At 64.8% G+C, this 12305-nt stretch carries 12 protein-coding genes and 1 pseudogene; 8 read left to right on the top strand and 5 right to left on the bottom strand.

Annotation, left to right across the window (positions count from 1 at the left end; all coding sequences use genetic code 11):
- The 6 genes and pseudogenes from A3E1_RS0134410 (at position 1) to A3E1_RS0134435 (ending at position 4813) form a co-directional block, all read left to right on the top strand.
- On the top strand, positions 1-2418 hold the full coding sequence (locus tag A3E1_RS0134410; RefSeq protein ID WP_020525376.1) for a PQQ-dependent sugar dehydrogenase: 2418 nt from the start codon (positions 1-3) through the stop codon (positions 2416-2418).
- A gap of 45 nt (positions 2419-2463) precedes the next feature.
- A complete protein-coding gene (locus tag A3E1_RS43660) occupies positions 2464-2904 on the top strand; it encodes a hypothetical protein (RefSeq protein ID WP_020525377.1) in 441 nt (146 codons plus the stop codon).
- Positions 2905-2942: 38 nt separating this feature from the next.
- Positions 2943-3308 (top strand): annotated as a pseudogene (locus A3E1_RS43665) (class I SAM-dependent methyltransferase); the annotation flags it as partial.
- 70 nt (positions 3309-3378) lie between these two features.
- Positions 3379-3903 carry an rRNA adenine N-6-methyltransferase family protein gene (locus tag A3E1_RS0134425; protein WP_020525379.1) on the top strand — a complete coding sequence of 175 codons (525 nt, stop codon included), beginning with the start codon at positions 3379-3381 and terminating at the stop codon, positions 3901-3903.
- Between the two features lie 73 nt (positions 3904-3976).
- On the top strand, positions 3977-4285 hold the full coding sequence (locus A3E1_RS0134430) for a hypothetical protein (RefSeq protein ID WP_157631930.1): 309 nt from the start codon (positions 3977-3979) through the stop codon (positions 4283-4285).
- Positions 4286-4300: 15 nt separating this feature from the next.
- Positions 4301-4813: an O-acetyl-ADP-ribose deacetylase gene (locus A3E1_RS0134435; protein WP_020525381.1), complete on the top strand. Its 513-nt coding sequence runs from the start codon at positions 4301-4303 to the stop codon at positions 4811-4813.
- On the opposite strand, the gene A3E1_RS0134440 is transcribed toward A3E1_RS0134435, so the two are convergent.
- The 4 genes from A3E1_RS0134440 to A3E1_RS0134455 are packed head-to-tail and all read right to left on the bottom strand — an operon-like array spanning position 4780 to position 8934.
- Entirely contained in the window at positions 4780-5538 is a 759-nt protein-coding gene (locus A3E1_RS0134440) for a helix-turn-helix transcriptional regulator (protein WP_020525382.1), read from the bottom strand. The genes A3E1_RS0134435 and A3E1_RS0134440 overlap by 34 nt on opposite strands.
- A 26-nt stretch (positions 5539-5564) precedes the next feature.
- A complete protein-coding gene (locus A3E1_RS0134445) occupies positions 5565-5948 on the bottom strand; it encodes a hypothetical protein (RefSeq protein ID WP_020525383.1) in 384 nt (127 codons plus the stop codon).
- A 35-nt stretch (positions 5949-5983) separates the two neighbouring features.
- Positions 5984-8236, bottom strand: coding sequence for an ABC transporter permease (locus tag A3E1_RS0134450; protein ID WP_020525384.1), 2253 nt, complete (start codon positions 8234-8236; stop codon positions 5984-5986).
- Complete coding sequence (locus A3E1_RS0134455) at positions 8230-8934, bottom strand: ABC transporter ATP-binding protein (RefSeq protein WP_020525385.1); 705 nt, start codon at positions 8932-8934, stop codon at positions 8230-8232. Before A3E1_RS0134455 ends, A3E1_RS0134450 begins: the two co-directional genes overlap by 7 nt.
- Positions 8935-9044: 110 nt before the next feature.
- Here A3E1_RS0134455 and A3E1_RS0134460 point away from each other — a divergent pair, with 110 nt between their 5' ends.
- Together A3E1_RS0134460 and A3E1_RS0134465 are read left to right on the top strand one after the other, a co-directional pair.
- Entirely contained in the window at positions 9045-10223 is a 1179-nt protein-coding gene (locus A3E1_RS0134460) for a sensor histidine kinase (protein WP_026209109.1), read from the top strand.
- Positions 10211-10858, top strand: coding sequence for a response regulator (locus A3E1_RS0134465; RefSeq protein ID WP_020525387.1), 648 nt, complete (start codon positions 10211-10213; stop codon positions 10856-10858). The genes A3E1_RS0134460 and A3E1_RS0134465 overlap by 13 nt, the downstream gene beginning before the upstream one ends.
- 1 nt (position 10859) lies before the next feature.
- Here A3E1_RS0134465 and A3E1_RS0134470 read toward each other — a convergent pair whose 3' ends face one another.
- The gene (locus A3E1_RS0134470) at positions 10860-12299 is read right to left on the bottom strand and encodes an MFS transporter (RefSeq protein WP_020525388.1); all 1440 of its coding nucleotides are present in this window, start codon (positions 12297-12299) and stop codon (positions 10860-10862) included.
- Between the last annotated feature and the right edge of the window lie 6 nt (positions 12300-12305).

Below are 12305 nucleotides of genomic sequence, written 5' to 3' on the forward strand. Positions count from 1 at the left end.
ATGCGACGCATCAGCGTCACGGTGGCGGCACTACTGGCCGTATGGTTACTGCCAGCCATCGAAGCGCAGGCCGCACCGACTCGCTACGAGGCGGAAAGCGCGCCCGCGGTCTGTGACGGCACAATCGACTCCAACCATGCCGGTTTCTCCGGAACGGGGTTCTGCAACGCGACCAACGCGGTCGGGGGCAGCGCCACGTGGACGGTGAACGCCGCGAACGCCGGCACGGCGACGATTGGCATCCGTTTCGCTAACGGCACGACGACGAACCGTCCAGCGGACATCGCTGTTAACGGAACGGTCGTCCAGGCGGCCAGTGCGTTCGACCCCACCGGGGCATGGACGACCTGGGTCACCAAAACCATTACCGCCCAAGTGAACGCGGGCTCTAACACGATCAAAGTCACGGGAACCACGGCTGTCGGCCCGGCGAATCTCGACTTCGTTGACTTCGAAGTCGCGCCGCCGCAGAACTTCACCGACTATCAGGCGGAGAACTGCACGATCGCGCTGGGTGTCGTGGAGTCCAACCACACCGGTTACACCGGCACGGGATTCGTCAACACCGACAACGCTGTTGGCAGTGCCATCACCTGTAACGTCAGCAACGCTGGGGCCGCTGGTTCCTACAGTGTTGAGATCCGCTTCGCCAACGGTACGACGACGGTCCGCCCGATGGACTTGAAAGTCAACGGAACGACGGTCCAGAACATCGCGTTCCAGGGCACCGGAGCCTGGACCACATGGGCCACGCTGACCTTCAACGTAAACCTCAACGCTGGCGCGAACACGATCAACCTGACGTCAACGACCGTCAACGGCGGGCCGAACCTTGACCGGCTACGGGTCGCGGCACCGACCGACACTCAGGCTCCTACCACTCCTGGGCAGCCGGTCTGTTCCGTGAACGAAGACTCCGTAACCCTGAGCTGGCCGTTGTCCACCGATAACGTGGGCGTGGTCGCCTACGACATCTACCACGACGGAACGCTTTACGCGTCACCGGCGACGTCTCCGCACACGCTGAACGACCTGCAGTTCAACTTCACCTATCGCTGGTCGGTCTTCGCTCGTGACGCGGCAGGCAACGTCTCTGGCACCAGCCCGCTGGTGACCTGTGCGACCGGACCGTCCTCGGACACCACCGCGCCAAGCGCGCCAGGAACCCTGAGCTTCTCCAACGTCACCCAGACGTCGGCGAACCTGTCCTGGGGCGCTGCAACGGATAACGTCGGCGTCCGGTCCTATGTGGTCCGCACGTCGAGCAACCCGAACGTGCACACCGTGACGGGCAATCCGCCGGTGACCTCAGCGACCGTCTCGCTCGCGTGTGGCACTTCGTACACACTGTTTGTGGTGGCCCGTGACAAGGCTGGCAATACTTCCGGCCAAAGCAACTCCGTCACGCTGACGACCGGTGCTTGCGCCCCTGGCGTTCCGCAGACCCCGACGGTGATCGGGCCGCAGAACTGGGACATCCCTTGGGACATCTGCTTCGCTCCCGGGCAAAGCTGGGCTCTGGTAACCGAACGCGACACGTTCCGTGTCTTCCGCCTGGAAGGCAACGGCACCAAGACTCAGGTTGGCACCGTGCCCAGCAGTGTCACCACCGATGGCGAGGGTGGCCTCATGGGCTGTGCCCCGTCACCGACCTGGAACGGATCGAGCGACACGGACTGGTTCTTCATGCACACGTCGAATGACGGTGGCACGACCCAGAACCGCGTCGTGAAGATGACGTTCAACGGCACCTCGCTCACCAACCGGGTCGTCGTGCTTGGCGGCATCCGGTCGAGCCGGTTCCACAATGGTGGCCGCATCAAGTTTGGCCCGGACGGATTCCTTTATGTGGCAACGGGCGACGCACAGCAGTCGAACCTGTCGCAGGATCCCAACTCGCTGAACGGAAAGATTCTGCGCATCACCAAGACGGGAGCCGCCGCACCGGGCAACCCGTTCGGCACCCGTGTCTACACGCTGGGCCACCGCAACCCGCAGGGCCTCGGCTGGGACTCGGCCGGACGCCTGTGGGAAGCCGAATTCGGTAACTCGGTCGTCGACGAGGTGAACTTCCTGGAGTCAGGCAAGAACTACGGCTGGCCCACCTGTGAAGGCAACTGCAACGTCGCCGGCATGACGAATCCGAAGTGGACAAAGAGCACGGCATCCTGCTCGTGCAGTGGCTTCGACATCGTGAACAACGTGATCTACCTCGGCGCTCTGCGCGGGCAGCGGCTGTGGCGTTTGACGCTCAGCGGCACCAGCGTGACGGGTGAGTCGCAGTACTTCACCTCGTTCGGGCGTATTCGGGCCGTGACGAAGGTCCCGGGACAGAGCGCGATCTGGTTCGGGACATCGAACGAAGACAACAACGGTAACGGAAACCCGGACGTGATCCGGCGCTCCAACATCCAGTAGCAGCACCCCGTGCCCTGTCCGCCTGAGCGCGGGCAGGGCACTTTCGTGCGCGACAGTTGGCTCGTGTGCGCGGCTGGTGCCCGTCCCGAGCGCACGGTTTACCGGATCACCGAGGCAGGCCGCGAAGAGATGACCGACTGGGTGCGTGAACTGATCGCGGCACCTGAGCGAGAGCGGCCAAAGTTCAAGGCGGGCTTGTCTTTGCTCGCTGTGCTGCCACCCGCCGAAGCGATCGCGCTCCTGTGTGAACGGATCGCCAGGCTCGAAAGCCAGATCGCGGCCGATGAGCAAGAGCAGGCGGCCTACAGCGCGACCCTTCCGGAGATCTTCCTCATCGAAGGTGACTACGACTTGGCCGTCCGCAAAGCGGAGCTCAGCTGGACTAAGAAGCTGCTGCGCCGCCTGAGTGACGGCAGTTTTCCTGACCTCGCGAGGTGGCAACTGTTCCACGAAACCGGGCAGTTGCCACCCGAACTGGAGGAATAAGAACGGCCCGATAGCGGTGCTGCAACCGTGTCCAAGAAGGGGATGCGGCCAGTCTGCCTTATCCCGACGGCACTTTCGGGCTGATCGTCTGCCAGGCCGCGTTCAAGAACTTCACCGAACCGGTCAAGGCACTCAACGAGATGCACCGCGTGCTCCAGCCGAGTGGAGTCGCGGTCATCGAAGACATGAACCACGACGTGTCCACAGCGGACATCGCCACGGAAGTCGAACGGATGGGACAGGGCGCCAAGGACGCTTTCTTCACGCGTATGGCCTTGCGTGGACTGCGCCATCGTGCCTACACGGCTGACCGCTTCCGGAAGCTCGCCAGCGAAAGCTATTTCGGCTCAGCTGACATCGCCGCGGAAGGCATCGGGCTGATCGTCCGCCTCACCCGGGCCTAAATCGCTTTCCTGCGAAGGGAGGCGCGCCCTAGGCTGGCCATCATGCAAATATTCATGCTGGCGGTGCGCCGTGCGCGCCTCCGAACCCGCTCGCGCGGCGTGGGGCTGGCACGCGTTATCTGACGACTGGGCACGACGCCTGGTCGCCGCATCCGGAGTCCGTCAAGGGGACCTCGTCCTCGATATTGGCGCGGGCACCGGTGCTCTCACAGCTCACCTCATCGCCGCCGGTGCCCGGGTGCTTGCCATTGAGCTGCATCCAGGTCGTGCGGCCGTCCTCAAGCGACGGTTCGCCGGTGCCGCCGTCACGGTCGTGCAAGTAGACGCGAGGCGTCTCCTGCTGCCGCACCGGCCCTTCAAAGTCGTGGCGAACCCGCCTTTCGCGATCTCCAGCCTGCTACTGCGCACGCTTCTTCAGGACGGCTCTCAGCTCAAGTCGGCTGATCTGGTGCTGCAGCGTGCCGTGGTCACGAAGTTCAGCGGTGTCCATCGTGGACGCTGGCTCGCCGAAGAGCGGATCAGATTGCCGCGCAGCGCTTTTTACCCTCGGCCGCTGGTGGACACCTCGGTCCTGCATATCGGCCGCCGACGATAAGGGGGATTGACGTCACTGACTGCCGCGCATAGTGTGCACACAAATTGTAAAGCTTGTTAATTGAAGGAGGAACATGAAGGCTAGAAGGTTAGCTACGGTCGTTTCTCTAAGCGCGGTCCTGACCGCGGGCAGCGTGGTAGGTATGGTTTCCAGCGCCGCCGCGGCGCCGACCAACTGCACGATCACCTACGGGTCCAACTGGGCACAGAGCCTGTGCACAGGTGGCACCGGTCAGCACCGGATTCACATGATTCAGCGCCATTTCCTGCCCGAGGTCGGGCTCATCGCCTGCCAGGGCCCGTGGGCCAACGTCGGCCAGGTCAGCTACACGCCCTGCGCCAACCACGCGATCGTCAACGTTTTCATCACGACTCAGGGCTGAGTTACGCTCGGCCTCATGAGGCTTGAGCTGGTCGAAGGCGACATCACCGAGCAGCAAGTGGACGTGATCGTCAACGCCGCCAACTCGTCTTTACTAGGCGGTGGCGGCGTTGACGGGGCGATCCACCGCAAAGGCGGCCCGGCGATTCTGGAAGCCTGCCGGGCTTTGCGTGCCTCGCACTACGGCCGGGGTCTGGCGACCGGGCAAGCCGTGGCCACCACCGCCGGGAACCTGCAGGCGACTTGGGTCGTACACACGGTCGGTCCCGTGTGGCGGCCGAATGAAGACCGGTCAGCTCTGCTGCGCGACTGCTATGAGAATTCGCTCAAGGTCGCCGATGAGCTGGGGGCGAAAACAATTGCGTTTCCGCTCATTTCAGCGGGCATCTTCGGCTGGCCGCCTGACGACGCGGTGCGCCAAGCGGCCGGAGTGATCCAGGCTTTCGACCCGGCGAACCTCACCAAGGCACGGCTAGTCCTTTTTGGACGGTCTGTCTACGACATGGCTCTTAAGAACTCACTCGTCTGAGGGTCCGCCGGGAAGAAGGACTCGATCGCGAGTTCGGCGACCGTGATGTCGGCTGGGGTGCCAAAGGTGGCGATGGTGCCGAAGAACGAGAAGGTGCCAGCGGGCGTGCGGAGCCGAAGGGGCGTCACGACATCGGCCGCCCCGGGCAACTCCACTTCGGTCTCGGAGTGCTCATTTGAGTACCCCCGGAGTTCTTCTAAAAGCTCGTTCTGAAACGGATCGCCGGTGAGCGTCGCCTGGCGGCGAAGGCGGGTCAGCAAATGTGACCGCCACTCGCCGAGGTTGACGATGTGTGGCGCGAGGCCTTCGGGATGAAGACTGGCGCGCAACACGTTCACGGGTGGTTCGAGGAGGTGTGGTGCCACGAGCGAGGTCATCAGGGTGAGGCCGGCGTTGGCGTCCACCATGTTCCAGTGCCGGTCGATGACGACGGCGGGAAAGGGTTCATGTGCGGTCAGCAGCTGGCGGATCGCTGAGCGTACCGACGACATGCGTGGAGTGTCCAAACCAGACTCCTGGAAGACGGGGGAGAATCCACCGGCCAGCAGCAGCTGATTGCGGTCCCGCAACGGGACGTCGAGGTGTTCGGCCAGCCGCAGCACCATGTCGCGGCTCGGCTTGGACCGTCCCGTCTCGACAAAGCTGAGGTGCCTTGCCGAGACGCCGACGTCAATCGAGAGGGTCAGCTGACTGAGATGGCGTTGCTCGCGCCAGTGTTTGAGCATCTGCCCCACGGTGGTCAAGAGTTCTCCTATGCCTTGGCTTTGCGCAGGCCGATGAATTCCAAGTCGGCGAAGAGCGCGACTCCCGCTGCCTGGATGATGACATAAGCCAGGCCAAGCACGGTCAGCGACGCCGATGCGCCGAAGGCGTAGGCCGCACTGGCCGCTACCCAGACGACGTTGAAACCGATGACGGTCCATACCGCGGCGGGGTTAATGGCCTTCGCCGAGGCGACGAGCCACACCCCAACGGCGAACACCAGCAGGAAGACGCCGACGCCAAAACTGAGCCCGGCCGGGATGCCGAGCCACTGGCTCGTCTGTCGCGACAGGACAAGGGCGCCTGCCGCTGAGGCGCCCGTGACGATCGAGTCGAGCTTGAGGGCGAAACGAAGGAAGCGAGTGTTTGTCATGCCCCAACTCTCGCTCCTTCGCGTAATGCTGTCGATTACCTCCGAGGTAAGGGAAGAACGCTAGCCGCGAACCCGGTGACAAGACAGAGCGCCACGGTGACGCCGATGGTGGGCCAGGGCACGGTCATCGGGACGGGTAGGCCCATCTGCTCACTGAGCCCCGCGCGGATGGCGAGCAGCGCCCCGGTCGCGACGACCATGCCTAGTGCGGCGCCGATGGCCACGACGACCGCTGTTTCGGCAGCGACGAGGCGGCGGATCTGCCCCGCCGTCGCGCCCGCCTTACGCAGCACCAGCAAGTCGTTCAGCCGTCCACGGGTCGCCATCAGCAACGTATTGGCCACCGCGATAAGAGTAAAACCACCAGCCATGCCAACGAGAATCAGCGTGAACGTCCACACGAGACGGTCCTCCTCGGCATCGGCCTGCGCCGCATAGTCTGGTGCCGAAAGGACTTTGGCGCCAAGCCCGGGCGCTTTCACGCCATCGGCCGCCAGATAAACCGCCTGTGTCAAAACACTTGGTGGTACTAAGTGAGCCGGCACCTGAACCCCCAACGGCACTTCACGATCCGGCAGGACGTCTTGGATCGTCCACTGCACCTTGGCTCCAGAGGCGACGGTCAGTTCGACGGTGGATCCCCACTTCCAGCCATGTTTGGCTGCCAGCGTTTCGCTGACCGTCAGACCGGTGGTCTGACTGGAACCCATGACGGACAGCGGTTCCCGCCCCAGGAACACCGTCGTCGGCTTGAGCACGATCCCTGGGGAGCCGTCCACAACCGCCTGCGTGAGCCCCGGCGTCCCGTCAGCCACGAGAACCGCAGCGGTAGGCAGGGCGTCGGCTCTCCTTGCCGCATAAGCGGAAGCGCCCGTGGCAACCATCCCGGTCACGAGCATCGTGAAAGCGACCGTGAGCAAAACCGGTGCGGCGGTGGCAGCCGTGCGGCGAGCCGCTGTGGCCGCGTTTTGCCGCACGAGCAGGCCGACAGCGCTTCGGCTCAACGGTGCCATCAGCACCCGTGCCAGCGGTGGCACGACAACCGGTGACAGCAAGCTCATCGCGACCACGAGCGCCATCGCGGTCAGCCCGGCATACGTTGGCATCGACAGCGCGTCAGCGCTTGCCGTCGCGACGCCGGCCAGGACGCCGATCGCTGCGGCGAGCACCCCGCCGATCCAGCGAGACCGGGTCATCGGGCGGCGTTCCGCTTCGGCCACCCGCAGCGCCTCCAGCGGACGCACGCGGGCGGCCCGATGGGAGGCGATCCACACACCGGCGGCCGCGACGGCGATCCCGGTCAGGTAGGCGGCCGCCATCGGCAGCGGGTCATAGCGGACCGTGAAGCTGGCCGGCTCGACTCCGGCATCGATCAGCAGGCTGCCGACCACTGGCGCACCAACGACACCGAGGGCGACCCCGATCGCGCCCGCGCTCGCGGCGACGAGGACGGCCTCTCTGAGGAGAAGGCGGCGCAACTGTCCGGGTGTGGCACCCACCGCGCGCAGCAAACCGAACTCCCGCCGCCGTTGCAGCACGCTGAACGAGAACGTTGCCGCGACAAGGAAGACGGCGACGAACGCTGACAGCGCACCCATCGCGGTGAGCACCTGCATGCCGATCCAGCGCGTTCTCGCGTCACCGGGAGGCTCCAAAGCGGACAGTTCACTGCCCGCAAGCACCTGCGCCTGGCTGCCTACGATCGCTTTGACCGCAGCCGGGTCGACATCGCCGAGAACGCCGATCGCCAGTACTCCCGTTTCCGGCGGCACGTCTCGGAAATAGAGCTCGGTTCCATCGTGCACGGCCGAGACACGGTAGTCGCGCGGTCCTGGCGCGGTCAGGATGGTGACGGTGTCGCCGGGTTGGCGTCCCAAGTCAGCAGGCACCGCGACCTCGTCCGCGTTGGCAGGCGCCGACCCTGACGTGACCCGGGTGTTACCGAGAACCGCTGTGGCCCAGGTATTTCCGGCCGTGGCCTTGGCGGGCTTTCCGTCAATGACAGCCTGCGCGTAAAACGGTGTGTCCAGCACGCCGTGCAGCTTTTCGGCGAGGGCGGTGGCTTCGGCGATGGTCCAGCGGGGGTGGTCGGGGAAGGTGTCGGACGGAGCTTGCGCGGGCAGGGGTGTCACCGCGACGGTGGTCGCCGAAAAGCGCTGCGGTACTTGAGGTTTTGCGGAAACGAGGAGTAATGCGGTGAGGGTCAGCATCGTGACGCCGAGGAGCAGGGCCACGAAGCTGCCGAGCAGCCGCACGCGGTTGGCTTTGACCGAAGCGAGGCTTAGCATGACGCCTCCATCGTGGCCATCTTCGCGGCGATCGCGTCCGCGGAAGACTTCGCGAGTTCGTCGACCATATGACCGTCTGACAACAGAAGCACTCTGTCGGCATAGGACGCCGCGACCGGGTCATGGGTGACCATCACTACCGTGGCCGGAAAGTCCCGCAGCAGTTCCATGACACCCCGGGAGGTCTTGCTGTCCAGCGCCCCGGTCGGTTCATCGGCGAATAGCACGGCTGGGCGAGTGATGAGTGCGCGGGCGAGCGCCACCCGTTGCTGCTCACCGCCGGAAAGCTCGCTGGGGTAGTGGCTTTCCCGGCTGGCGAGCCCGACTTGAGCCAGCGTGCTCGTGATTTCCTTGGCGGGCGGCTTGTTGCCGGCGAGATGGCGGGGCAGGGCCACATTCTGCGCCGCGGTCAACGAGGACACCAGATTGAACGCCTGAAACACGAAGCCAACGCGCTGGCGCCGCAGGAGGGTGAGGCCGGTTTCGCTCAGACCGGTCAGCGAGACGCCATCAATGATGATCTCGCCAGCTGACGGGCGGTCCAGCCCGGCGGCGCAATGCAGCAACGTTGACTTGCCTGACCCGGAAGGGCCCATGATCGCGGTGAAGGTGCCCTCGGCGAAGCTGGCACTGACCCCATCGAGGGCCGTCACCTTCTCGCCATACGTTTTCGTCACGGAACGCAACTCGATCGTCATGCGGTCAAGTCAAGGCGACAGAGCGCAGTGGCACATTGGCTCTGGGACGAGACCTGAAGGTATACCTAGCGCTAGTGTGTCGGCCCCGGCGGCAAGATAACGTCGGTGTCGTGATCGCTCGCAGTGCGCTTGAGGCCCTGACCCAGAGCCCCCTGCGGCTGCTGCGGTCAGCCTGGCCTTGGCGCTCGCTGGCCTACCTGCTCCTGAGCGTGATCCCGGGCGCGTTCATCATCTCGGTGGGCTGGCTGGGCGGGCAACTCATGGGCACGGTCGGGCCCACGCTCGCGGGTTTCACCGTCGTCATTGTGGCGACGCCGGTCATCAATGCCTTCGAGCGGCTGCGGCTCAAGCTCGTGGACCGGTCACCCGCGTTGCCGCGGGTCCGTGGTTCGCTGATACGCCGCCTTCGCGACTCTGACGCCTGGCGTGAGTTCGCCCACGCCCTGGTCGCGATGCTCGCGCTGTGGTGGATCGACCTCCTGGTGCTGGCCGTCGCTCTCGGCGTGCCGGGGACGTTCTTGACCGCTCCGTTTCAGCCCAATGGCACGGGCCCGGTGGCGACGGTGTTGTTCACGCTGGCGGGATTCCTGCTCATCCCCGTAGCCGCCTATCCGCTCACCGCCTGGGCCGGGGCTAGAGCGGCGATGAGCCGGGCGATCCTTGGCTCACAAGACGAACTCGCGCGCTCGCGCGCCCGGCTGATGGGCGCGTTCGAACTAGAACGCCGCCGCATCGAGCGAGACCTGCACGACGGTGCCCAGCAACGGCTCGTGGCGCTGAGCATGAAGCTAGGACTGGCGAAACTGTCCGCTGACGTGAACTCGCCGCTGTACAAGGAGATCGATGAAGCGCACGAGCAAGCGAAGCTGGCGTTGAGTGACCTGCGTGAACTCATTCGCGGCGTTCACCCGCAAGTGCTGTCGGGACGAGGTTTGGCGGCAGCTGTTCGGGACGCGGCAGGCAGGTCCCCGGTGCCCGTGACCGTTGACCTCCCGTCAACACGGCTCGATGAGGCCGCTGAAGTAACCGCCTACTACGTGGTGACCGAAGCCCTGGCAAACGTCGCCAAACACAGTGGCGCTCAACGGGCCTGGGTCAGTGGAGAGGTGAGCAAAGGCTTGCTGCGACTGGAGATTGGCGACGATGGAGTCGGCGGTGCCGATCCGGCGGCAGGCTCCGGGCTGACCGGCCTCGCCGACCGCATATCCACTTTGGATGGACAGTTCAGCGTGTCCAGTCCGGCCGGTGGCCCAACGGTCGTGCGGGTGGAGCTGCCATGCTCCGCATAGTGCTAGCCGAAGATGCCGTGCTGCTGCGCGAAGGACTCGTGGGGCTCCTGGAGCGATTTGGCAGCCAGGTGGTGGCTGCCGTCGCAGATGCCGAGGCGCTGATCGCGGCGGCGACGGAGCTTGAGCCCGACATCGTGGTGACCGACGTCCGGATGCCACCGTCGTTCACCGACGAAGGTTTGCGGGCCGCTCTAACCTTGCGCCAAACACGGCCATCGCTGCCGGTGCTCGTGCTGAGCCAATACGTCGAGCAGACCTACGCCAGTGAACTGCTCAACTCAGGACGCCACGCTGGTACGGGTTATCTGCTCAAGGACCGTATCGGCGAGGTGACCGAGTTCGCCGAAGCCGTGCGCACCGTGGCCGCCGGTGGAACCGTGATCGACCCTGAAGTCGTGCGGCAACTGCTGGAACAGCAGCGCGGTCCGTTGCAGCGCTTGACGCCCCGTGAGCACGAAGTGCTGGGACTGATGGCCGAGGGGCGGTCAAACGCCGCAATCTCCCGTGCCCTTGTCGTGACCGAGGCGGCGGTGGCCAAACACATCGCCAGCATCTTGTCCAAGTTGGACCTTCCACCGGATCAGGATGACCACCGCCGTGTGCTCGCCGTCCTGGCCTATTTGCGCGGCCAGTGAATCAGTGCTCCTCGGGCAGAGGCTGCTTCGGAAGCAAGAAGACGGCAGCGAAAGTCAGCGCTAGCAACCCGCCTTCGACCCACAGCACCGTGTTCATCGCGTTGCCGAAGCCACGAGCCAGCTGGTTGAAGAAGATCGTGCCGAGGATGGCGATGCCCAGTGCGCCACCGAGTTGCTGGATCGACGTGAGCGCACCAGAAGCGGAGCCGGTTTCGTTTGGCTCGACTCCAGCTAGGACGGTGTTGAAGAACGGCGACATGAGCAGTCCCATGCCGAATCCCACGACGGCCAGTCCGGGCGCGAGCTGCCACGGGGTGACGCCAATGCCTTGCGTGTCAAGGATGTAGCCGAAGATCGCTACGCCAGCACCCATGATGAGAAGACCGGCGTGCATGAGCTTGCGGCCGAAGCGTTCCATCAGACCGGCATTCGCCGCGACGAACCCGATGATCATTCCGAGTGCTTGTGGAGTACCCGCGAGACCTGCTTTTAGGGGTGAGTAACCCAAACCGAGCTGAATGTAGAGCGTGAAGACCAGCCCAAAGCCGATCATCCCGGAGAAGAAGGCAAGCCCGGCCACGAGGCCACCGGTGAAGGCGCGCTTACGGAACAGCGACGGCACGATCAGTGGTTCGCCGCCAGCGCGGTGCTTGCGCGTCTCGTACCAGGCGAATAGTCCAAACACGACGGCAGAGCCCGCCAGGAGCAGGTAGGTCCACGCTGGCCAGCCGAGCTCGCGTCCTTGCACGAGCGGGTAAACGAGCATGGCCGAAGCGGCTGAGAACAAAAGCACGCCAGGCAAGTCGAGCTTGGTGGCGTGCGTGGTCTTCGTCGCGGGCAGGAACTTGACCGCGGCGACGAGCGCGGCGATACCGATGGGCAGGTTGATCAGGAAGATCATGCGCCAGCCCGTGCCAAAGAAGTCGGCGTCGACGAGCCAGCCCGCCAGGATCGGGCCACCCACGGCGGAGATGCCCATGACCGGGCCAAAGGCACCGAACGCGGCGCCCATTTCCTTAGGCGGGAACATCTCTTTGATCAGGCCAAGACCTTGCGGCAGCATGACGGCGCCGAATAGACCTTGCAGAACCCGTGCGGTGACAAGGATTTCGGGCGACTGGGCGATGGCGCACAGCAGCGACGCGACGACGAATCCCGCGGCACCGATGATGAACATGCGCTTGCGGCCGAAGATGTCGCCGAGCCGGCCGCCCGTGAGCAGGCCGACAGCCATCGCGAGGGTGTAGCCCGCGCCAAGCCACTGGACGAGCGATTCGGTGCCGCCGAGGCTGGCTTGGATCGACGGCCCAGCGACCGTGGTGACGAGTGCGTCGAGCAGATCCATGATCTCGACGGCGAGGATGACAAACAGCGCGGGCCAGCGCCATCTATAAAGCGTTTGGGCGACCGGAGCCGCGGGTTCCACCCGTGTGGTGGTCATGAGGTT

It is taken from the genome of Catelliglobosispora koreensis DSM 44566, assembly GCF_000379685.1.
GTDB classification, from domain to species: domain Bacteria; phylum Actinomycetota; class Actinomycetes; order Mycobacteriales; family Micromonosporaceae; genus Catelliglobosispora; species Catelliglobosispora koreensis.

Excerpts from the sequence above, each read along its gene's own strand:
- A3E1_RS0134410 (WP_020525376.1), top strand. The coding sequence starts at position 1 with ATGCGACGCATCAGCGTCACGGTGGCGGCACTACTGGCCGTATGGTTA.
- A3E1_RS0134430 (WP_157631930.1), top strand. The coding sequence starts at position 3,977 with ATGAAGGCTAGAAGGTTAGCTACGGTCGTTTCTCTAAGCGCGGTCCTG.
- A3E1_RS0134435 (WP_020525381.1), top strand. The coding sequence starts at position 4,301 with ATGAGGCTTGAGCTGGTCGAAGGCGACATCACCGAGCAGCAAGTGGAC.
- A3E1_RS0134440 (WP_020525382.1), bottom strand. The coding sequence starts at position 5,538 with ATGCTCAAACACTGGCGCGAGCAACGCCATCTCAGTCAGCTGACCCTC.
- A3E1_RS0134445 (WP_020525383.1), bottom strand. The coding sequence starts at position 5,948 with ATGACAAACACTCGCTTCCTTCGTTTCGCCCTCAAGCTCGACTCGATC.
- A3E1_RS0134450 (WP_020525384.1), bottom strand. The coding sequence starts at position 8,236 with ATGCTAAGCCTCGCTTCGGTCAAAGCCAACCGCGTGCGGCTGCTCGGC.
- A3E1_RS0134455 (WP_020525385.1), bottom strand. The coding sequence starts at position 8,934 with ATGACGATCGAGTTGCGTTCCGTGACGAAAACGTATGGCGAGAAGGTG.
- A3E1_RS0134465 (WP_020525387.1), top strand. The coding sequence starts at position 10,211 with ATGCTCCGCATAGTGCTAGCCGAAGATGCCGTGCTGCTGCGCGAAGGA.
- A3E1_RS0134470 (WP_020525388.1), bottom strand. The coding sequence starts at position 12,299 with ATGACCACCACACGGGTGGAACCCGCGGCTCCGGTCGCCCAAACGCTT.